Origin of the sequence: Nocardia sp. CDC160, assembly GCF_035818795.1 — a bacterium.
Classification (GTDB): Bacteria; Actinomycetota; Actinomycetes; order Mycobacteriales; family Mycobacteriaceae; genus Nocardia.
Map to the genome: position 1 here is coordinate 17,221 of NZ_JAYKYT010000003.1, position 19,694 is coordinate 36,914.

The 19,694-nt window shown below is 67.5% G+C and carries 20 protein-coding genes; 11 read left to right on the forward strand and 9 right to left on the reverse strand.

Translation table 11 applies throughout. The annotated features are described in order from the left end of the window. Positions 1-152: 152 nt before the first annotated feature. Positions 153-2,348 carry an elongation factor G-like protein EF-G2 gene (locus VMT40_RS14650; RefSeq protein ID WP_326358644.1) on the forward strand — a complete coding sequence of 732 codons (2,196 nt, stop codon included), beginning with the start codon at positions 153-155 and terminating at the stop codon, positions 2,346-2,348. 6 nt (positions 2,349-2,354) lie between these two features. Here VMT40_RS14650 and VMT40_RS14655 read toward each other — a convergent pair whose 3' ends face one another. Both VMT40_RS14655 and VMT40_RS14660 read right to left on the reverse strand, forming a co-directional pair. Beyond that, on the reverse strand, positions 2,355-2,693 hold the full coding sequence (locus VMT40_RS14655) for an excalibur calcium-binding domain-containing protein (RefSeq protein ID WP_326358645.1): 339 nt from the start codon (positions 2,691-2,693) through the stop codon (positions 2,355-2,357). 35 nt (positions 2,694-2,728) lie between these two features. Continuing rightward, positions 2,729-3,517 (reverse strand): HNH endonuclease family protein, encoded by a 789-nt coding sequence (locus VMT40_RS14660; RefSeq protein ID WP_326358647.1) that lies wholly within the window; start codon positions 3,515-3,517, stop codon positions 2,729-2,731. A gap of 199 nt (positions 3,518-3,716) precedes the next feature. Between VMT40_RS14660 and VMT40_RS14665 the strand changes: the two genes are divergently transcribed. Further along, the gene (locus tag VMT40_RS14665) at positions 3,717-4,460 is read left to right on the forward strand and encodes a DUF4191 domain-containing protein (protein ID WP_326358649.1); all 744 of its coding nucleotides are present in this window, start codon (positions 3,717-3,719) and stop codon (positions 4,458-4,460) included. Between the two features lie 61 nt (positions 4,461-4,521). On the opposite strand, the gene VMT40_RS14670 is transcribed toward VMT40_RS14665, so the two are convergent. The 5 genes from VMT40_RS14670 to VMT40_RS14690 form a co-directional block, all read right to left on the reverse strand. Then, a complete protein-coding gene (locus VMT40_RS14670; RefSeq protein ID WP_326358650.1) occupies positions 4,522-4,821 on the reverse strand; it encodes a DUF6510 family protein in 300 nt (99 codons plus the stop codon). Between the two features lie 2 nt (positions 4,822-4,823). After that, on the reverse strand, positions 4,824-5,612 hold the full coding sequence (locus VMT40_RS14675; protein WP_326358651.1) for a ferredoxin reductase: 789 nt from the start codon (positions 5,610-5,612) through the stop codon (positions 4,824-4,826). Further along, on the reverse strand, positions 5,612-6,211 hold the full coding sequence (locus tag VMT40_RS14680; protein WP_326358652.1) for a sulfite oxidase-like oxidoreductase: 600 nt from the start codon (positions 6,209-6,211) through the stop codon (positions 5,612-5,614). The genes VMT40_RS14675 and VMT40_RS14680 overlap by 1 nt, the downstream gene beginning before the upstream one ends. Before the next feature lie 146 nt (positions 6,212-6,357). After that, on the reverse strand, positions 6,358-7,272 hold the full coding sequence (locus VMT40_RS14685; RefSeq protein WP_326358654.1) for an alpha/beta hydrolase: 915 nt from the start codon (positions 7,270-7,272) through the stop codon (positions 6,358-6,360). Positions 7,273-7,559: 287 nt separating this feature from the next. Further along, entirely contained in the window at positions 7,560-8,090 is a 531-nt protein-coding gene (locus VMT40_RS14690) for an RDD family protein (RefSeq protein WP_326358655.1), read from the reverse strand. Between the two features lie 795 nt (positions 8,091-8,885). Between VMT40_RS14690 and glnA the strand changes: the two genes are divergently transcribed. The 3 genes from glnA to VMT40_RS14705 all read left to right on the forward strand — a co-directional run bounded on the left by glnA (position 8,886) and on the right by VMT40_RS14705 (position 12,499). Further along, complete coding sequence (glnA, locus tag VMT40_RS14695; protein WP_326358657.1) at positions 8,886-10,322, forward strand: type I glutamate--ammonia ligase; 1,437 nt, start codon at positions 8,886-8,888, stop codon at positions 10,320-10,322. Between the two features lie 169 nt (positions 10,323-10,491). Further along, on the forward strand, positions 10,492-11,553 hold the full coding sequence (locus VMT40_RS14700) for a hypothetical protein (protein ID WP_326358658.1): 1,062 nt from the start codon (positions 10,492-10,494) through the stop codon (positions 11,551-11,553). Positions 11,554-11,638: 85 nt separating this feature from the next. Further along, positions 11,639-12,499, forward strand: a complete 861-nt coding sequence (locus tag VMT40_RS14705) for a tyrosine-protein phosphatase (RefSeq protein WP_326358660.1) — start codon at positions 11,639-11,641, stop codon at positions 12,497-12,499. A 3-nt stretch (positions 12,500-12,502) separates the two neighbouring features. Here VMT40_RS14705 and VMT40_RS14710 read toward each other — a convergent pair whose 3' ends face one another. Both VMT40_RS14710 and VMT40_RS14715 read right to left on the reverse strand, forming a co-directional pair. Next, the gene (locus VMT40_RS14710; protein ID WP_326358661.1) at positions 12,503-12,964 is read right to left on the reverse strand and encodes a TY-Chap domain-containing protein; all 462 of its coding nucleotides are present in this window, start codon (positions 12,962-12,964) and stop codon (positions 12,503-12,505) included. Positions 12,965-13,127: 163 nt separating this feature from the next. Beyond that, positions 13,128-13,256 (reverse strand): hypothetical protein, encoded by a 129-nt coding sequence (locus VMT40_RS14715; RefSeq protein ID WP_326358663.1) that lies wholly within the window; start codon positions 13,254-13,256, stop codon positions 13,128-13,130. A 235-nt stretch (positions 13,257-13,491) separates the two neighbouring features. Here VMT40_RS14715 and VMT40_RS14720 point away from each other — a divergent pair, with 235 nt between their 5' ends. The 6 genes from VMT40_RS14720 (at position 13,492) to pdhA (ending at position 19,693) form a co-directional block, all read left to right on the forward strand. Continuing rightward, a complete protein-coding gene (locus tag VMT40_RS14720) occupies positions 13,492-14,157 on the forward strand; it encodes a hypothetical protein (RefSeq protein ID WP_326358664.1) in 666 nt (221 codons plus the stop codon). A 272-nt stretch (positions 14,158-14,429) separates the two neighbouring features. Then, positions 14,430-15,200 (forward strand): helix-turn-helix domain-containing protein, encoded by a 771-nt coding sequence (locus tag VMT40_RS14725; RefSeq protein WP_326358666.1) that lies wholly within the window; start codon positions 14,430-14,432, stop codon positions 15,198-15,200. A gap of 10 nt (positions 15,201-15,210) precedes the next feature. Next, positions 15,211-15,681, forward strand: a complete 471-nt coding sequence (gene tsaA, locus VMT40_RS14730; RefSeq protein WP_326358667.1) for a tRNA (N6-threonylcarbamoyladenosine(37)-N6)-methyltransferase TrmO — start codon at positions 15,211-15,213, stop codon at positions 15,679-15,681. Positions 15,682-15,718: 37 nt separating this feature from the next. Next, a complete protein-coding gene (locus VMT40_RS14735; RefSeq protein WP_326358668.1) occupies positions 15,719-16,924 on the forward strand; it encodes a PucR family transcriptional regulator in 1,206 nt (401 codons plus the stop codon). Between the two features lie 178 nt (positions 16,925-17,102). Next, positions 17,103-18,560, forward strand: coding sequence for a dihydrolipoyl dehydrogenase (gene lpdA, locus VMT40_RS14740; protein ID WP_326358669.1), 1,458 nt, complete (start codon positions 17,103-17,105; stop codon positions 18,558-18,560). Positions 18,561-18,571: 11 nt separating this feature from the next. Next, a complete protein-coding gene (gene pdhA, locus VMT40_RS14745; RefSeq protein ID WP_326358671.1) occupies positions 18,572-19,693 on the forward strand; it encodes a pyruvate dehydrogenase (acetyl-transferring) E1 component subunit alpha in 1,122 nt (373 codons plus the stop codon). Position 19,694: the final 1 nt, after the last annotated feature.

Genomic DNA, 19,694 nt, shown 5'->3' on the forward strand with positions numbered 1-19,694 from the left:
GCGGTCGTATTCTGCGCTCGATGGCATGCGAATGAATGGCGCGCGACCGGTATCGAAACGCCCGTAGACGGGTTATCGCGCGAATCGTGGACGTGATCGCCCCGCTGGTGGGAAGCTCGAAGGACCGCACAATTCGACCCCCGGAGCGAGCCATGGTCGAGCGAACGACGACGTCGCAAGGTGTCAACGGCAGGGTAGTCGTGGCCGAAAGGCCGGACGACATACGGAATGTGGTGCTGGTGGGGCACAGCGGGTCGGGTAAGACCACGCTGGTCGAGGCCCTGGCCGTGGCCGCCGGTGCGGTGCCGCGATGTGGGCGCGTGGAGGACGGCACCTCGGTCTCCGACTACGACGATATCGAGCAGCGGCAACACCGGTCGGTGCAACTGTCGGTGGTGCCGATGGGATGGGACCACATCAAGGTCAATCTCCTCGACACCCCCGGATACGCGGATTTCGTCGGAGAGCTCAGGGCCGGTCTGCGAGCAGCGGACGCGGCCCTTTTCGTGCTCTCGGCCGCCGCGGGAGTCGAAGGCGTGAGCGGGCCGACCTTGGCATTGTGGGAGGAATGTGCGAGCGTCGGCATGCCGCGCGCCATTGTGCTCACCCATTTGGATACCGCGCGTGCGGATTTCGACGATATGACCGACACCTGCCGGGAGATTCTCGGCGGCGGGCGGTCGGAAAGCATGCTGCCGCTGCATCTTCCGGTGTACGGGGAGAAGGGCGCGGACGGGCATCGGCCGGTGATCGGGCTCATCGATCTGCTCACCCAGCACGTCTACGACTACGCGACCGGGGAGCGTACGGAAACGCCTGCCTCCGAGGAACAGCGGGAGCAGATGGAGGAGGCGCGCAATCGGCTCATCGAGGGGATCATTGCCGAGAGCGAGGACGAGACGCTGATGGATCGCTACATCAGCGGCGAGGAGATCGACCTCGCGGATCTGGTGCGCGATCTCGAAAAGGCCGTGGCGCGTGGCAGTTTCCATCCGGTGCTGATCGCCGCGCCGCCGCCGGAAGGGGCGCGGCAGGGGCTGGGGACCGTGGAGATCCTGGATCTGATCACACGCGGATTCCCCACGCCCGCAGAGCATCCCGTGTCGGCGACCGGTTCGGGCGGGAAGGCGTCCGCGCTGGCTTGCGATCCGGGTGCGCCGCTGGCCGCCGAGGTGATTCGCACCGCCTCCGACCCGTATGTGGGGCGAATGTCGTTGGTGCGGGTGTTCTCCGGGACGCTGCACGCCGACGACACCGTGCACGTGTGCGGGCACGGGCCCAGCGAGACCGATACCCACGATGCGGACGAACGGGTCGGCGGGGTGTCGGCGCCGTTCGGCAAGCAGCAGCGGCCGCTGCCGCAGGCGATCGCCGGGGACATCGTGTGCGTGACCAAGCTGACGCGGGCCGAGACCGGGGATACGTTGTCCGCCAAGGACTGTCCGCTCATTATCGAACCCTGGTCGATGCCGGATCCGCTGCTGCCGGTGGCGATCAAGGCGCACAGCAAGGCCGATGAGGACAAGCTGTCGCAGGGTTTGTCACGGCTGGTCGCCGAGGATCCGACGGTGCGCCTGGAGCAGAATCCCGACACCCACCAGCTGGTGCTGTGGTGTCTGGGCGAGGCGCACCGGGAGGTGGCGCTGGAGCGGCTGCGGTCCCGGTTCGGGGTGCAGGTGGATGTGATCGACCACAAGGTGGCGCTGCGCGAAACCTTCGCCAACACGGCCACCGGGAAGGGTCGGCATGTGAAGCAGTCCGGCGGACACGGCCAGTACGCCATCTGTGAGATCGAAGTCGCGCCGCTGCCCGAGGGATCCGGCATCGAATTCGTCGACAAGGTGGTGGGCGGAGTCGTTCCGCGCCAATTCATTCCCTCGGTCGAGAAGGGCGTGCGCGCGCAGGCGGTCAAGGGCGTCGCCGCCGGATACCCCCTCGTGGACGTGCGGGTGACCCTCTTCGACGGCAAGGCCCACTCGGTCGACTCCTCCGACGCCGCCTTCCAAATGGCCGGAGCCCTGGCCCTGCGCGAGGCGGCCGGATCCGCCCGCATCAACCTCCTCGAGCCGATCTCCGAAGTCCGAGTGGTCGTCTCCGACGACTACGTGGGCCCCGTCCTCGGCGACCTCTCCAGCCGCCGCGGCCGCGTCCTCGGCACCGAGCCAGCGGGCCTGGGCCGCACCACCATCCGAGCCGAAGTCCCCGAACTGGAACTCTCCCGCTACGCCGTAGACCTCCGCTCCCTGGCCCATGGCGCAGCCACCTTCACCCGCACCTACGCCCGCCACGAACCCATGCCCACCCAAATAGCCAGCACGATCCAGGAAAAGGCCAAGTCCTCCAGCTGACCTCAGCTACTCGCAGGCCACGCCGTCGTTGTCGCGGTCGAGGGCCGGGCGGTAGCCGGGCTCGCCCTTCTTGATGGGGGCGGCACCGGCCTTGCGGGCCTCGGTGCAGTTCTTGTAGTAGACGTCGTCGGCGCGGACCACGAGGCCGGTGGTGTCGAGGAGGTCGCGGGCGGTGGTTGTTGCCGGGACCGCAGGGATTTCGGCCGGGAGTTCGGCTGGGGCGGCGTGGAACTGGGACGGGATGGCGGGGGCGGCCAGGGTTTCCGCGGTCGCGGGGCCGGTTGTCACCGCGAGCAGTGCGGCGGTGGTGGCGGTCAGGCCGAGGGTGGCCAGGGCCTTGTTCATCTAGATCACTCCATTTCTTTCGGTGTGGATGTTCGTCAAGGGGTGCAGGCGTTCAGGACTCGGGTCATGGCGTCCTTCTCTGCCTGCGTAACCCAGAGGGAGTAGGCGGATTTCACTTCGATCTGCTTGGTCACGTAGGTGCAGCGGAAGTCCTTGTTGGGCGGGAGCCAGGTGGCGGCGTCGCCCGCGCCCTTCTGCTGGTTGGTGGGGCCGTCGACGGCGAGCAGATTGCGGGGGTCGTTGGCGAGGTTGGCGCGTTCGCGCGGGGTGAGTTGCTGTGCGCCTTTTTGCCAGGCGTCGGCCAGGGCGACCACGTGGTCGATCTGGACGGCGTTCGAGGTGCCGGGGCCGCGCACGAATTCGATGGTCTTGCCGGTGTAGGGGTCGTTCAGGGTGCCGGAGAGGACCACGCAGTCGTGGGTGTCGGGCTTGAATGCCGGGTCGGTGAGGTCGCGGCCCAGGATGTCGTTGCGGGTGTCGCAGCCGTTGTGGCCGCCCGCGACGTCGACGTCGTCGGTCCAGTTGTCGCCGAACTGGTTTCGCGCGTAGCCGGTTTTGGGGGCGCGGCCCTTCACCGGCAGCTTGTCGAGGATGGCGAGTGCCTCGGGCGGGGTCGTGCCGGTGGCCCCGGAGAACAGGAGCGCGTCCGAGCGCGAAAGCTTTTGTGTCGCGGTCGAGGTCGGCGCCGCCGTCAGCGCCGCGGTGGATTCGTGGCCCGCGACCGTGCAGGCGGTGAGTGCGAGCAGGCCCGCGACCAGCGCGGCGACACCCGGCAGCCGATGGCGGGGACGCGCGGTGGCGGGCGTGTGGTCTGTCGACCGCATGTCCTTCCGTGGTCCCTTCGCTTGCCGGTAGTGAAGGGTCGAGCACAGCAGATTTCAAGCGGGCTTGCACAAAACGGGCGACGGTATTCGTGACAGGTACCGCAGCAATGCCGGACTGTGACCCGCTTCGGCGAGTAGCCGCTCAGGCTGCCGGGATCCCGTCGCGAACCGGGCGTACCCGGCCATTAAGCTGGACGGCATGGCAGCAGGCAAGGGCGGTAATCCGTCGAAGGAAGCGAAGGCCGCGGCGAAGGCGGCGCGCAAGCAGGCGTCGAAGGAGCGTCGCCAACAGCTTTGGCAGGCGTTCCAGATGCAGCGCAAGGAAGACAAACTCCTGCTGCCGCTGATGATCGGCGCCTTCGTCGGCGTGACCGTGGTGTTCCTGGTGATCGGGTTCCTCTTCGGCATGCAGTGGTTCCTGCTGCCGATCGGTCTGCTGCTGGGCGCGCTCGCCGCCTTCATCATCTTCGGCCGCCGCGTGCAGAAGAACGTCTACGCCAAGGCCGAGGGTCAGGCCGGTGCGGCCGCCTGGGTGCTCGACAACCTCCAGGGCAAGTGGCGTGTCACCCCGGGTGTCGCCGCCACCACCCAGCTCGACGCCGTGCACCGCGTGGTCGGCCTGCCGGGCGTGATCCTGGTCGCCGAGGGCTCGCCCCAGCGCGTGAAGTCGCTACTGGCCCAGGAGAAGAAGAAGGTCTCCCGGCTGGTCGGCGACACCCCGATCTACGACATCGTGATCGGCAACGAGAAGGACCAGGTCGCCATCAAGGACCTGCAGCGCTACCTCACCAAGCTCCCCCGCAATATCGACGCCAAGCGCATGGACCTCATCGAGGGCCGTCTCTCGGCCCTCGCCACCCGCGGCGGCCCGGCACTGCCGAAGGGCCCCCTGCCCTCCGGCGCGAAAATGCGCGGCGTTCAGCGCAGCATCCGTCGCCGCTGACCCACCCCGCTCCCCCGAGGCCCGCGTCCCCGACGCGGGCCTCGTCGTTTTCGTCGGGTGGTCAGGGCTGGGGTGCGAAGTGGAGGGTGGTTTCGGCGGTGACGGTGAGGTGGGTGCCGGTGGGGGTGGTGGTCAGCCGGAGCATGACGGCCGCGCAGTGCGCGCAGCGGATGACCGTGCCGGGGCCGTCCATGTAGACGAGGGCTCGGGCCAGGGGTTCGGTGGAATGGCAGGCGGCGCAGCGGCATTCGTGGAGGGTCGGGTCGCCGGAGAAGATCTCCGAGAGCAGACCGGCGAGGGCGTTGCCATCCACGTAGCGGTCGTCCGGGCCCGCCGTGGCGTAGGTGTACGGGATCGTCATGGTTACCTCCCCGTCGGCCCGAAGCGTTCGGTGCGAATCATGGCCGGGTCGTGTCCGGCGGAAACCAAAGCGTCGGCGGCGAATTCGACGAAGGCCGTCGGGCCGCAGACATAGCAGGTCACCGCCGGTGACGGCGGAAGGGCGAGGCGGGCGATCTCGGCGCGGGTGAGGCGGCCGGGTGGCCTCGGGTCGTCGGCGGGCGCGGTGCGGGTGTAGGCGAGAAAGACCTCGATATCGTCGTCGGCCCCGCCACCCGCGCCGAGGTAACAGACCTGCCCGACCGGGTCTTCCGGCGGGGCGAGCGCGGCGCGGCGCAGCTCGGCGAGCTCGTCGGCATACAGCAGATCGGCGGGTGTGCGCACCGAGTACAGCAGGCGGAAAGGGCTCAGGTCGGCCGATTTCCGGCGGGCGCGGAGCATGGCGGCCAGCGGCACGATGCCGGAGCCGCCCGCGACGAGCACGGCCGCTCCCCCGTTCTCCGGGTTCCACACGAACCAGCCGCCGACCGGTCCGCGCACTTCGATGAACGCACCGACCGGGAGCGTGTCGACCAGATACGACGAGACCTCCCCGTCTTCGACGCGCTGGACGGTGATTTCGATGTGGTCGCCGTCGGCGGGCGCGGCCAGGGAGTAGCTGCGTTCGGCGTGGTAGCCGTCGGGTGCGGTGAGGCGGACGTCGATGTGCTGGCCGGGTCGATGGCCGGGCCAGGCGGGGACGCGCAGGATCAGGGTGCGCGCCGAGGGCGATTCGGCGCGGGTGGCGAGGAGTTCGGCGGGCTGCCAGCGCATCAGTCGTCCTGGTAGCGCTGTTCGCGCCAGGGGTCGCCGTAGCTGTGATAGCCCGCGGCCTCCCAGAAGCCGGGTTCGTCGAGGTCGAGGAGCCGGATTCCCTTGACCCACTTGGCCGATTTCCATAAGTACAGATGCGGAACCAGCAGTCGCGCGGGCCCACCGTGTTCGGGATGCAGATCCTGGCCGTCGAAGGTGTGGACGATCCAAGCCTGGCCGTCCATCAGGTCTTCGAGCGGAAGGTTGGTGGTGTAGCCGCCGTAACTGGAGATCAGCGCGTATTCGGCCTGGGTTTCGACGTTTTCGAGCAGGCGGTCCAGGGAGATGCCCTGCCAGTCGGTGTCGAGTTTGGACCAGCGGGTGACGCAGTGGATGTCGACGTGCGGGCGCTCCTGCGGGAGCGACATGAGCTGCGGCCAGCTCCAACTCCACTGGCGGCCGGTCTCATTGGTGATGGTGAACTGCCAGCGATCGAGATCCACCCGCGGGGTCGGTCCCGCCGACAGCACCGGGAAGTCCTCGACGAGGTACTGCCCCGGCGGTAGTCGATCGCTCTGGGGACGCGGGCGTCCCTGGAATCCGGGCGAGAAGCCGGTCATCGGACCACTCCCTTCGCTGCGTCGGCCACGAACGCACTGGTGGTCAGCCTACGCGCGCAATACCGCCGAACCGGTCCTTTCGGGCACGGGTTCCTCGAGGGTAGAGCCCGGCCACAAGCCTGCCGGGACCGCAATGTGGCAGCGGGTCAGCCGACGTGGCGCGAAAGGAAGCGGACCACGTCGGGGGTGACGGTGCTCCAGTATTCGTCGGTGTGCGCGCCGGGCGTGATCAGGCCGACTTCGGGCTTGGCGGCGGCGATGAATTTGCGGCAGCCCTCGATGAACCGGTCACGATCCCCGCACCACAGGCCGATTGGGGCCGGGCCGAGCTTGTCGAGATTGCGCAGCGGGTCGAGCGCGGCCCACTGGTCGGCATTGAGGAAGGCCTTGCGCTTGGCCATTTCGGTCCACGAGGTGAGCAGCCCCGGCGACATGGTGGCCACCGCGTTCACCGGACGGCCCTGTTCGAAGCGGCGGCGCGCGTACACGAACGCCCCGAATCCGCCCATCGAGGTGCCGGTCACCGCGAACGGCATCCCGCCGGGCGCGCCCAGGCGGCGCTGGGCCAGCCAGCCGGGAACCTCGTTGAGCAGCATGGACATCGGATCGTCGCCGGTGCCGTGGTCGTGCCAGTAGTTGTCGCCGCCGTCGAGGGCGACGAAGCCGAAGGCCGGGCACAGTCGCGAGGCCACACCGGCGGCGAGGATGTTCGCGATATTGCCGACGGCCGCGGTGCGGGCGGTGCCGTGCAGACCGTGCAGCAGCAGCGACATGGGCAGGTTCTCGGTGGGGACGCCCGGCGGCAGGATGGTGACCAAGTCCACGTCGCGCCCGCGGGCCTGCGAGTACACGCGTTCGGTGCGTATTACGGGGTTGATACCGAGCACGGTCTGCCCGATCTCGTCCGCGTGCAGGGTGCGCTTGACGTCGTCGGCGTCGGCCGACGCGTTCACCCCCGCGCTCACGGCGGCACCCGCCGCCGCCAGACCGATCAGACCCGTGGTCGCGAACAGGGACCGTCGGCTGAATCTCCGCGCGGCCGCCCTGTAGTCCTCGACCATCGATCCTCCATCAGCACTTACATAGCTACCTGCCGTGGAACCGACCTAGCGGTGTGTCACGGCAAATCGCCGCCACCATACCGATTGAAAGCAAACTGCGGTGAACATTCGGCAACGTCTCACCACACAGTTCCCCAACAGCATCGCAGGTAACGGGCGAAATTCGCGCCAACTCGGCGCAGGCTCACGTAATCGAATCGTCTCGAGCGAAAATTCGTGACATGAGCGCGCGGTTCCGGCAGCGCGCAACCATGGTCACATCGCCGTCGTGAGGATTTCGTGAGGCGTCAGCGGCTGTAGACGAGCCCGGTGCCGGTGGCCCGGTCGTGCATGCCGCGACCGTCGGAGTCGGTGAACAGCGCGGGGATGACGAACACGAGAATGAGCTGGCGCACCAGCGCGCGAACGAACCCGACCGGTGCGTCGGCGTCCACGCGACTCACGCGCAGCTTCAGGAAGTATTGGCCCGGCGTGAACCCGAACAGGGTGACCGCCGCGATACCCAGCACGAACCAGACCAGCAGCGTCGGCGTCGACAGCGCCTGGGTGATCACCTCGAAGTGTGAGGGCGGCTGCTGCCCCTTGGGAATCGTCATCTTCGAAATGATGTGCTCGGCATTGGGCCGCACGATGATCGCCGCCAACCCCATAGCGATGAACCAGTCGACGAGCAGCGCGAGCACCCGCCGCGTGAACGGCGCGAGCGCCCCGGGCCCGGACTGAGGCAGACCGAGTTCCTTGCCCTGATACTCACCGGGCGGGTTGTCTCCGGATTCGGCGTTCGGTCCGGACAGCCATGAGCCGGTGATGCGTGCCATGCGCCCCAGCTTATGCGCCGACAGTGTTGCCGCCGCAGTCGGTCGACAGACCGACTGCGGCTTCGAACACGAACGACAACGGCTCTGCGATAACGTCGAATTCGCGCAGACGCCGACCCCGCAAGCAGTTGTGCTGCCATGTTTCAGGGCCGAGACGACGAGCGAATAGCGTGATCGCGCCTGTCGCACAGCAACTTCGGTCAACGCCCGAGAATGCCGCGGCTGATCGGGGACAACTCGCGGTATTCGCGGGCTGCGGATGGCCTCGCGCCGACAATGGGAAGCTCGTGGAAACCGGATCGCTTCGAATTTCGGGACGAGACCCGGTTAGAGATCATAGTCGGCTATGGCCGGGTGCACTAGGGATGAACGACGCCGGAAACGGCCGCTGCCAGGCACCGCGGACACTGGTGTGAGGACGACACCATATATGGGTGCGACCCAGTGCCCAGTCCGTCTGGCAACCCTCCCGCATTCGATTAGCTGGACGTATGCCCGGCGGTGAGGATTCTCACCGTGACCGGGCGAGTCGCGGTAAGCCCCCTAACTTTTCAGAGTCTTAACAGCCGCTTCCGCCAGCTCAATGGCAGGATGTCGGTGCTGGTCGAGCATTGCTCGGCGACCGCTGCGGCGTCCACACGAACCCGGGGGCACCGCCGAACCCCCGGCCAGCTGTGCGTGTAACACTGGCGAAACACAGCCTTGATTGCAGGGAAACACCGCATCCATACCGTGTGGTCGCGACGAACCCATGCAGTCACCACTGGCTGGGAACCGATCCGTAAGGAGTACTAAGTGGCGTTCAGCACGGCCGACGAGGTCATCAAGTACATCAAGGAGGAGGAGGTCGAATACGTCGACGTTCGGTTCACCGACCTCCCCGGTGTGCAGCAGCACTTCTCGATCCCGGCGAAGGCGTTCACCGCTGATCTCGCCGAGGAGGGCCTCGCCTTCGACGGTTCGTCGGTGCGCGGCTTCCAGTCGATCGACGAGTCGGACATGCTGCTGCTCCCCGACTTCAGCACCGCGCGGATCGATCCGTTCCGTGCCGCGAAGACGCTGAACCTGAACTTCTTCGTGCACGACCCGTTCACCCGTGAGGCCTACTCCCGCGACCCGCGCAATATCGCGCGCAAGGCGGAGGAGTACTTGAAGTCGACCGGCATCGCCGACACCGCGTACTTCGGTGCCGAGGCCGAGTTCTACATCTTCGACTCGATCCGCTACGACTCGGCCATGAACGGCGCCTTCTACGAGATCGATTCGATCTCGGGCTCCTGGAACACCGGCGCGGAGTACAACGCCGACGGCACCCCGAACCGTGGCTACAAGGTGCGCAACAAGGGTGGCTACTTCCCCGTCGCCCCGTACGACCACTACGTCGACCTGCGCGACAAGATCTCGACCAACCTGCAGAACGCGGGCTTCGAGCTCGAGCGCGGCCACCACGAGGTCGGCACCGCCGGTCAGGCCGAGATCAACTACCGCTTCAACACCCTGCTGGGCGCCGCTGACGACCTGCAGCTGTTCAAGTACATCGTGAAGAACACCGCGTGGGCCGAGGGTAAGACCGTTACCTTCATGCCGAAGCCGCTGTTCGGCGACAACGGTTCGGGCATGCACGCCCACCAGTCGCTGTGGAAGGACGGCAAGCCGCTGTTCCACGACGAGGCCGGTTACGCGGGCCTGTCGGATCTGGCGCGTCACTACATCGGCGGCATCCTGCACCACGCCCCGTCGCTGCTGGCGTTCACCAACCCGACCGTGAACTCCTACCACCGTCTGGTGCCGGGCTACGAGGCCCCCATCAACCTGGTGTACTCGCAGCGCAACCGCTCTGCCGCCGTGCGTATCCCGGTGACCGGTTCCAACCCGAAGGCCAAGCGCATCGAGTTCCGCGCGCCGGACTCCTCGGGCAACCCGTACCTGGCCTTCGCCGCCATGCTGATGGCCGGTATCGACGGCATCAAGCGCAAGATCGAGCCGCTGGCCCCGGTCGACAAGGACCTCTACGAGCTCCCGCCGGAGGAGGCCAAGAACATCCCGCAGGCCCCCACCTCGCTGGCGTCGGTCATCGACAAGCTCGAGGAAGACCACGACTACCTCACCGAGGGTGGCGTGTTCACCGAGGACCTGATCGAGACCTGGATCGACATCAAGCGCACCCAGGAGATCGCCCCGGTCAACCTGCGTCCGCACCCGTACGAGTTCGAGCTCTACTTCGACGTCTAAATCGAAGGCGCGCAAGCGATCTCGTGGAGCCCCATCCGCCTCGGCGGGTGGGGCTCCGCCCGTTTTCGGGCTGCGCTCTAGCTGTTACCGGCTGGTTGGTCGGGTTCGGTGGGATCGCGGGGACAATGGGGACCAGCGGTGACGAGCGGGGCGAACGAGGTGCGGTTCCATGTCCGACGACAAGAAGCTGGTGGTCGTGTCGGGCGGTATGCCGCTGGTGATTCTGGCGGCCGGGTGGGTCATTTTCGTTGGGCCCGTGCGGCCGACGAGCGAGACCTTGGTCGCGGCGCTGGTCACCTTTTCCGGTGCGGTGCTGACGTCCTCGGTGGCCTTGATCGGTCATATCTTCAAGCGGCAGGCGGACAAACGGCTCGAGCGCGGGAGTCAGGAGAAGCGGGATCGGCTGCGGCTGGACGCGGCCATGCGGGCGGGGGCACTGCTCGCCGCCGAGGGGTCGCAGACGACACCGGCGGTGGTGGCGTCGGGCCTGCTCGCGCTGACGAACCTCGGGCAGGAGCTGCTGGCGGTGACGCTGCTGGTCGATCTGTGGAAGCAGCACAATTCGCAGGTGTCTTCGGAGACAGCGGTTCTCGTCATCGACAAGGCCCTGCGCAGCGATGAGCACACCGTGCAGTTGGTGGGGGCCGAGCTGCTGTGCCGCAATGCGGAAAGGCTCGATCCCTGTCAGTCGCTGCACTGGCCGAGTGCGCTGGAGGGGACGTGGAATCCCCGGTTCAGCAGGCGGACCAAGCTGTTGATCGTGGAGGCCTTGGTCACGATGACGCTGGCCGCGCCCGCCAACGAGGGCGCTATTCGGGCCGTCGCGGTCCGGCTGTACGCGTTCTGGGAGGCCGAATCGGAGTGCCCGCGCACCCGCGGATGCATCGCAAAGCTGTTGAGCGCGTTGCAGACTCGCCTGGACCATCTCGGATACAGCGACTTTCTGCAGGGCAATCGCGAGGTCCGCTTGGCGCAACTCGACGCGGCCGCCGCCAGCGCGCACACCGGTCCCGACGGGTTCCTGGATCAACTCTCCGACAAGCTCGCCGACCGTTTGGCGGCCTGGTCCGCGGGCTGCGAAGGCCTGCCCGCCACGGCCGGAAGTCTCTCCAGCGCCGAATGCGGCACCCCGCACCCGGAAAAGGCCTCGGCCCGGCGAGGTCTCGGATCGCGAGTGGATGTCCCGGTGAGTGGGGTCGGAGTTCCGCTGGGCGGGCGAGTCCATGGGTAAGGGTCGGGGCGACGCGTAAGCCGCCCTAGCGTCCCGGGCTGTGAAAATTAATCGTTTTGCACGACTTCGTATTTCAGTTCTCGCCGTGACCGCCGCGGCCGTCACCGTACTCGGGGTGGCGGCGGTGCCGTCGCTGGCAGCGCCCGTGCCCATGCGGCAGGAGGCCACGCAGATCACGTTGCAGGGGGCCGTGAATGTGCGCGATGTGGGCGGCTACATCACCTACACGGGCGATCCGACCAAGTCCGGGAAGGTGATTCGGTCCGATGCGCTGGGCAAGTTGACCGATGCCGATGTGCAGAAGCTCGGGACGTTGGGGATCACGAGCGTGGTCGATTTCCGGACGGCGGCCGAGGTGCAGGGCATGGGGGCGGACAGGTTGCCCGCCGGGTTGAGTGCCGTGTCTCGGCCCATCGATGACGGGGGCATCTATTTGAAGACGGCGCAGGCGATCGCGTCCAAGGATCCGGTGCAGCAGCAGGCGTTGCTCGGCGACGGCAAGGCCGAGCAGATCATGCGGAACGCCTACACCAACTTCTTGAGCGCCGACGCGACGGCGAAGTTCGGGCAGACCATCAAGGAGGTGGCGGCCACGCCGGGGGCGATCCTGTACCACTGCACCTCGGGCAAGGACCGCACCGGCTGGATGACGTACGTGCTGTTGCAGGCGGCGGGCGTGCCCGAGAGCGTCGCGCGCCAGGACTACCTGCTGTCGAACCAGTATCGGGCCGCCGCGGACGCCGCCCTGCGGGCGCAGCTGAAAGCGGCCGGGATCATGCAGAATCCGGACCTGCTCATCCCGTTGCAGATCGTCAGCGACGACTATCTGAATGTGGCCGTCGATCAGATGAAGCAGCAGTACGGCGATTTCGGCAAGTATCTGACCAAGGGTCTCGGCCTGGACGCCGGAACCATCCTGCGCCTGCACGAGAACCTGGTGGGCTGACCCTCAGGACGCCCCAGCCGATTTGATCGCGGACAGGGCGGTGAGGTCCAGTCCGCGAGACATGTCGGACCACCCGGTGGCGCGCAGATCGTCGGGCGTGGCGACGCCGAGGGCCTCGTGCAGGCCGAGGGCGACGGAACGGGCCAGGTCTTCCAGGCCGCTGCGGGAATGCCAGAGCAGGGTGCGCTGCCAGTTCTCGATGTCGTGCTGGGGGACGGGTGCCGTCCAGCCCAGCTCGCGTAATCGGCGGTCGGCGGCGGCGGAAATGGGTTCGGCCAGATAGTAATTGCCGGTCAGTTCGGCGGTGAGTTTGATGTCGAACTGCTGGATCTGGACGTAGCGGTTGCCGCTGGCGGCCAAGATCAGAGTCGCGCGGGAGGGCAGTTTCGCGAGGCAATCGGCCAGTGCGTGAACGAACACGTCCCAGTCGGTTGTCGCCTGCTCGTTTCGACTCCCGGTGCCCATCGTCGCCGATCATACGCCGTCAAATCCGGGTCGGACCCGAAATATTTTGGCGCACAGTCCGATCTGCGGAAATCGCACTGATGCCCTCGCGAAATCCGCGCAAGGGCGGCAACGGAAACCGCGGCGGTGTCGACTGGGACCGCCGCGGTTTCCGGATGATCGACTACCGCCGCCGGGGGTTCGCGGCGGGGCCGAGTATTGCGAGCGGCGTGCGGGCGATCATTCGCGCGTCACCCGACGGCAGGGCCCGTACATCGGCGGTGAAAAAGCGCCGCCAGCGCAGTTTGCTCATTCCACTCCCTTTCCGACATCCCGGGCGGATCGGTTTTGTCCTTTCCGCTCGGCAAATCATTCTGCCAAGCGGGCGATGGTGTGGCCGTTAATCTTTCGTGAAATTCAACCGAGCCGCCGCGGTGCGGTCGAAGTCCGCGCGAAGGTCGATTCGGTTGATCGCCTTGCCTTTTCGAGCCCGCCGGATTCACCCGCTGACCAGCGCGTGCGATAGGGTTCCCCGATCGACACAGCGGATGATCGGAGTCGAAGACATGGACGGCACGGGTTCTGCGTCCCGGCAGCGTGCGGGCGAACCGACGCGCGGCCGCCGAACCTGGGCTTGGCTCGCGGGAGTCGCGGTGCTCGTCGCGTTGATCGCGATCGCGGCGGTCCTTGTGGTGCACGGTAAATCATCCGACGCCGCCGAGGGACCGATCTACCACGACCCGGCCGACGAGTGCGCGCTCATTTCGGCCGCCACGGTCACCAAGCTCGCTCCGGGCGCCCTCTGTAAACGCAGCCCGACGAATCCGTTCAACCCGGACGAGATCGTCCACACACCGAGCTGGACGGTCGAATCGTTCACTCGCCCCACCAGCATCCAGGTGACGCTGCGCCTGACGTCCACCGCGTCGAAGTCCTACGCCCACGCGAAATCGTCCCTCGCGCAGAGCTACACGGCCCAGCTCACCGCGCCGAACATCGCCGCCGTCGCACCGGCCGATCTCGGGGCGCGGGTGCGGGACGCCTTTCTGATCAGCGGCGCTTCCCTGGCCATTCCCGGGCGCTCCGAAGCACGCCTGGTGTTCTGGTCGGGCAACGTGGTCGCCGACATCACCTTCGCCGACTGGGCGAACGTCGGCGATATCGAGGCGACGGTGAAAGCCGTTGGCGCCGATCTCTTCGCCAACCTGCGGTGAGCGCTCGATCCTGCGGCAGGCCTGCGGCCGCACCGCGCTGAGCTGCTATCTCGCACGATGCCGGTGACGGAGTCGTCGATGCCGATGCCCCCTTCGCAGCGGCATCGACGACCCGAGCCGAGGTTAGCTGCGGGGTGTCGGAATCCTATATACCCATTTTGGGCAAGTCGGTAGGGCACACAGCGAGGAGCGACATGGCCGAAAAGGCTTCGCGGCCACGGAGGGTCGGTTCGCAGCCGGGCGGATCTCGCCGCAACCGGACATATCCGCCCATGGACCGGATCGAGGACCCCTTCGGTCGGAAACAGTCGTTGATGGACGCCTTGGACGCGACCGCGCGGGCGGCCGGGGTGACCCGGGAGGACTTCGCGCGGGCGCTGAATCAGTCGGTGGCCAGCGTCACCAAGTACTTTCGGATGGAGCGGCAGGCGACGCCCGAGCAGATCGACACGATGTGCGAGGTGCTGAACCTGCCGAAGGTGTTCGGCCCCAATGTCGCCGGTGCCCTCATGCCGTGGCTGGTGGTGGTCGAGACCGGGAGCTTTCCGCCGACCTGGAGCAAGGGCGATCTCGAGCTGCTGCGGTCGATCGGCAACCCGGCGGCGTATTTCGCGGGGCCGCAGCTGTATCCGATGGCCGTCAACGAGGCCTGGAAGGCCTACTTCCCGTGGATGCCCGAACCGACCGCGGACGCCCGGCCCAATCTCATCGTGGAGATTCTGTGCAACCCCGGCGCACCGCACACCTTCGGCGATTCCTGGCGCGAAGCCTGCCGGTGGGCGGTGCAGCACCTGGTGCTGTTCGGCGCGCACAAGGTGCCGAAACAGGAGATCGGAATGCTCTTCGAGCAATGCCGGAAGGGCAATCCCGATTTCGACGAATACCTGATCACGATCCCGGGGGAATCCCACTTCACGGAGACGACCACCTGGACGATCCTGTGTCCGGACGGTGAGCGCCGCCCCCACACCGTGAAGGTGCTGGGCCAGAAATGGCAGTTCCCGGAGGCGTGGGACCTACTGACACTGACCCCGATCCCCTAGAAGGAACCGCATGTCCGCCAACGATTTCGACAGCGTCGACCGAGACAAGGGCGTCGACCATTTCGAGAGCGCCGACCGATTCGAGCTGCGCCCGGTGGGCCGGGTCAGCTCCCCGCTCACCGACCGCACCGGCGCACCCCGCCAGCCCGACGAGGACGCGCCACCCGCCACCATCCGCCTCGATCCCGAATTCGCCACCGCCGCGGCCGATCTGCGCCCCGGCATGCGCGTCGTCCTGCTGACCTGGCTGCACGCCGCCCGCCGCGACACCCTCGCGGTGCATCCGCGCGGCGACCGCGCCCGCCCGGCCACCGGCGTCTTCGCCACCCGCTCCCCCGACCGCCCCAACCCGATCGGCCTGCACGAGGTCACCATCACCGCGGTCGGCGACGCCGGTTTCGACGTGGCCGGGCTGGAGGCCATCGACGGCACGCCCATCGTCGACATCAAGCCGGTCCTGGGCGCGATCGAGACCCGCTGACCGGATCACCCACCCCCGCGGGCGTAAGTTTGACCGCATGGCGGCTCCCAGGCATCCGGCACCGACGCTCGGTACCCAGCGTCTGGCCGCCGCCTGCCAGGCCGAGGTGCCGGAACTGACCAAACGGCTGATGGCGGCCATTTTCACCGACAACCCGGAGTGGACCGACTACACGGCCGTGCCTCGCGCGGATCTACGGGACGGGTGTAAGCGGTATCTGACGCGGATTCTGGAGCTGTTGGGTGGACAGGAACCGGATCCGGAGGGCGATGACGTGGCCGCGGCCATCGGCAGGCGGCGCGCGGAACAGGGTGTGCCGCTGGAGGCCATGCTGCGGACCTTCCGGCTGGGCGGTCAGATCGTGTGGGAAGCCTTGCTGGACAAGGCCGATGACATCGGGCCGAGCGAGATCCGGCAGGTGGGGTCGGTGATGTGGGCGGTGGTCGACGGAATGTCGTCGGCGCTGGTCACCTCCTACCGCAATACCGAGCTGGATCGGGTGCGCAGCGATGAGCGGCGCAGGCATTCGCTCATGGAGGATCTCCTGGCCGGGCGCGCGCACGACGCGACCTTCGCCGCGCGGGCCGGGCGCGAGCTCAATCTGCCGCCGACCGGGGCCTATCTCGTGGTGGTGGCCCGGGGTGAGAGCGGGCCGCCGCTGCACATGGGAGCCGAGACGGCGCTGGGGGTTTCGGGCATTCGGTCGGTGTGGCACGACCGGGTGGATTCGACGGTCGGCCTGGTTTCCCTCGAACATCGCGACAGTTCGGCTGTGCTGCAACAACTTCGGCCGTTGATTCGCGGGCGGGCGGGGGTCTCGCCCGCGGTCGCCGGGCTGGCGAGCGTCGATACCGGGCACGGGCTGGCGGTGCTCGCCCTGGAGACGGTCCCCGATGCGGACACTCCGGGTCTGCTGGTCTCGCTGGACGAGCGCTATCCCGAGGCGCTGCTGCTGCGCTCCCCCGATCTCACCGAGCTCCTGGTGACCCGCACCCTCGGCCCGGTGCTGGAACTGCCGCCGAAGGAACGCGACATTCTGCTCCAGACCCTCGCGGTGTGGCTGGCCGAGAACTGCTCGGCCGCCAATGCCGCGCCCAAGCTCCACTGCCATCGCAATACGGTCATCAATCGCCTGCAGCGCATCACCCATCTGCTGGGTCGTCCGTTGGAAGGCCAACGGTCCAACCTGGAACTTTCCCTCGCGTTGGCCGCCCTGGACCTGTCCGGCACGCCCAATTCCTGAGCCGCGAAAAGCCCGCTACCGACGGGTACGAATTGTGCTCTCAGCACAGTCGATTCCCGTTATATATGGGCTGCTAGAGCCTTGTTTGTGCATTTGGTGACCGACAGACTCGATCGGAATGACCCGCATCACAACCGATGGCGGGTCTGTGAGTACATCGAGATGAGGAGCACCACGAGTGCCGGAATTCGATCTTCTGGTGATCGGCGGCGGCCCGGGCGGTTATGTGGCCGCGATCCGCGCCGCTCAGCGGGGCCTGAATGTTGGCCTGGTGGAGAAGGAACGCCCGGGCGGGGTCTGCCTGAACTGGGGCTGCATCCCGACCAAGGCCATGCTGCGCTCGGCCGAGGTCTTCCACACCATCGCGCACGCCGCCGACTTCGGCATCTACGCCGACAACCTGCGCTTCGACTACGCCGCGGTGCGGCAGCGCAAGGACGGCATCGTCAAGGAACTGACCGACGGTGTCGCGGGTCTGCTCAAGGCCAATGGCGTGACGGTCATCGAGGGCCACGCGCGGTTCACCGGCCCGACCACTGTCGAGGTTGTCGAGGCCGGTCCGTCGCCGATCTTCGAGGGTGGCCCGCGCTACGCCGCCGCCCCGACCGCCAACGCGGTCCGGACCGTGAGCGCGAAGGACGTCATCATCGCGACCGGTTCGGTCCCGGCCGTCCTCCCGATTCCGGGCGCGGACCTGCCCGGCGTGATCACCTCCGACGGCGCGTTCGGTCTGACCGAGGTCCCCAAGCGACTGGTCGTCATCGGCGGCAGCGCGGTCGGCGCGGAGTGGGCCAACCTGTTCCACGAGTTCGGCGCGGACGTCACCGTGGTGGAGATGCAGGATCGCCTGGTTCCGTTGGAGGACAAGGAGATCGGCACCGCCCTGGTGCGCTCGTTCACCAAGCGCGGCATCAAGGTGCTGACCGGCGCGACCGTCACGGCCATCGCCGAAGCCGCTAACGGTCTGACCGTCACCGTCGGCGGCGCGAAGCCGCAGGAACTGCCCGCGGACGTGGTGCTGGTCGGCGTGGGTCGCCGCCCGAACACCGCGCAGCTGGGCCTCGATGTCGCCGGAATCGAAACGGACGCACGCGGTTTCATCCCCGTCGACGAGCACCTGCGCACCGGTGTCGAGCACGTGTACGCCATCGGCGATGTCACCGGCAAGGCGCTGCTCGCGCACGTCGCCTCGCATCAGGGCCTGGTCGCGTCCGACACCATCGCGGGCCACGAAGCCCACATCGACTACAACGTCATTCCGGCCGCGACCTTCACCCACCCGGAGATCGCCAGCGTCGGCCTCACCGAGGACGCCGCCAAGGCCGCGGGCCACGACGTCATCGTCGCCAAGTTCCCGTTCGCGGCGCTGGGCCGGGCCAAGTCCTTCGGCGATCAGGAGGGCTTCCTCAAGATCGTCGCCGGTGCCAAGCACAAGGAAGTCCTCGGCGTGCACATCATCGGCCCGTCGGCCTCGGATCTGATTATCGAAGGGGCCCTGGCGATCTCGCTGGAGGCGACCCTCGACGAGCTGGCCGAGACCATTCACGCCCACCCCACCCTCGGCGAGATCGGCATGGAGGCCGCCCTGGTCGGGCTGGGCCTGCCGGTTCACGTCGCGCCGCCCCGGAAGCGTTGAGGAGTTCGCTCATGACCACCACCACCGCCGCGCCGCGCAAGTCGGCGCGCAAGGCCAGCAAGGCCGCTGACGTATCCCTACCCGATACCGCCGAAAAGCTGCTCGGCGGAGCCGATTTCGGCGGCGCGGACGCCAACGACCTGCTCGAGCTCTACACCGACATGCTGTTCATCCGCCGCTTCGAGGAGCGGACCGCGCAGGCGTACCAGCAGGCCAAGATCGGCGGCTACTGCCACCTGAACCTGGGTGAGGAAGCCACCGTCGTCGGCGTCGGCAAGGCCATGCGCCCCACCGACTACCTGTTCACCAACTACCGCGAGCACGGCTACGCGCTGGCCAAGGGCATCGAACCCGGCCGCGTCATGGCCGAGCTGTACGGCCGCTCCACCGGCACCTCCAAGGGCTGGGGCGGGTCGATGCACATGTACGACACCGCCACCCGACTGCTCGGCGGTTACGCCATTGTCGGCGGCCAGGTTCCGCTAGCAATCGGCGCGGCGCTGGCCATCGACTACCGCGGCGGCGACGACGTCGTGGTGTGCCAGATGGGTGAGGGCACCACGAATATCGGTGCCTTCCACGAGTCGCTGAACATCGCGGCGCTGTGGAATCTGCCCGTCGTGTTCCTGGTGATCAACAACCAGACCGGCATGGGCACCACCGTCGAGAAGTCCTCTGCCGAACCGGATCTGTGGAAGCGCGCCTCCTCCTACCGCATGCGCGGTGAGCGCGTGGACGGCACCGATGTGCTGGCCGTGCGCGAGGTCGCCTCCGATCTCATCGAGACCGCGCGCCGCGAGGGCAAGCCCGCCCTGCTCGAGGCCGTCTCCTACCGGCTCAAGGGCCACTCGGTGGTCGACCCGGCCAAGTACCGCACCGAGGAGGCCGTCTCCATCGCCGTCGGGCACGACCCGATCCTGCTGTGGCACGACCGACTGCTCGAAGCCGGTGTGCTGAGCGAGGATTCGGCCGCCGCCATCGAGGCCGACGTCAAGGAGCGCGTGCGCGCGGCCGTCGATTTCGCCGACTCGTCCCCGCACCCGGACCCGGCCACCCTGTTCGATTACAACTACGCGACCCCGGTCGCGGGCGATTCCCGTCGCCTGCCCGGCGATCCGCTCTTCACCTTCTAAG

Excerpts from the sequence above, each read along its gene's own strand:
- VMT40_RS14690 (WP_326358655.1), bottom strand. The coding sequence starts at position 8,090 with ATGGCACGCATCACCGGCTCATGGCTGTCCGGACCGAACGCCGAATCC.
- VMT40_RS14710 (WP_326358661.1), bottom strand. The coding sequence starts at position 12,964 with ATGGGCACCGGGAGTCGAAACGAGCAGGCGACAACCGACTGGGACGTG.
- VMT40_RS14685 (WP_326358654.1), bottom strand. The coding sequence starts at position 7,272 with ATGGTCGAGGACTACAGGGCGGCCGCGCGGAGATTCAGCCGACGGTCC.
- VMT40_RS14670 (WP_326358650.1), bottom strand. The coding sequence starts at position 4,821 with ATGACGATCCCGTACACCTACGCCACGGCGGGCCCGGACGACCGCTAC.
- VMT40_RS14725 (WP_326358666.1), top strand. The coding sequence starts at position 14,430 with ATGGACCGGATCGAGGACCCCTTCGGTCGGAAACAGTCGTTGATGGAC.
- VMT40_RS14700 (WP_326358658.1), top strand. The coding sequence starts at position 10,492 with ATGTCCGACGACAAGAAGCTGGTGGTCGTGTCGGGCGGTATGCCGCTG.
- VMT40_RS14735 (WP_326358668.1), top strand. The coding sequence starts at position 15,719 with ATGGCGGCTCCCAGGCATCCGGCACCGACGCTCGGTACCCAGCGTCTG.
- VMT40_RS14675 (WP_326358651.1), bottom strand. The coding sequence starts at position 5,612 with ATGCGCTGGCAGCCCGCCGAACTCCTCGCCACCCGCGCCGAATCGCCC.
- VMT40_RS14680 (WP_326358652.1), bottom strand. The coding sequence starts at position 6,211 with ATGACCGGCTTCTCGCCCGGATTCCAGGGACGCCCGCGTCCCCAGAGC.
- tsaA (WP_326358667.1), top strand. The coding sequence starts at position 15,211 with ATGTCCGCCAACGATTTCGACAGCGTCGACCGAGACAAGGGCGTCGAC.
- pdhA (WP_326358671.1), top strand. The coding sequence starts at position 18,572 with ATGACCACCACCACCGCCGCGCCGCGCAAGTCGGCGCGCAAGGCCAGC.
- VMT40_RS14665 (WP_326358649.1), top strand. The coding sequence starts at position 3,717 with ATGGCAGCAGGCAAGGGCGGTAATCCGTCGAAGGAAGCGAAGGCCGCG.
- VMT40_RS14650 (WP_326358644.1), top strand. The coding sequence starts at position 153 with ATGGTCGAGCGAACGACGACGTCGCAAGGTGTCAACGGCAGGGTAGTC.
- VMT40_RS14720 (WP_326358664.1), top strand. The coding sequence starts at position 13,492 with ATGATCGGAGTCGAAGACATGGACGGCACGGGTTCTGCGTCCCGGCAG.
- VMT40_RS14655 (WP_326358645.1), bottom strand. The coding sequence starts at position 2,693 with ATGAACAAGGCCCTGGCCACCCTCGGCCTGACCGCCACCACCGCCGCA.
- VMT40_RS14660 (WP_326358647.1), bottom strand. The coding sequence starts at position 3,517 with ATGCGGTCGACAGACCACACGCCCGCCACCGCGCGTCCCCGCCATCGG.
- VMT40_RS14715 (WP_326358663.1), bottom strand. The coding sequence starts at position 13,256 with ATGAGCAAACTGCGCTGGCGGCGCTTTTTCACCGCCGATGTACGGGCC.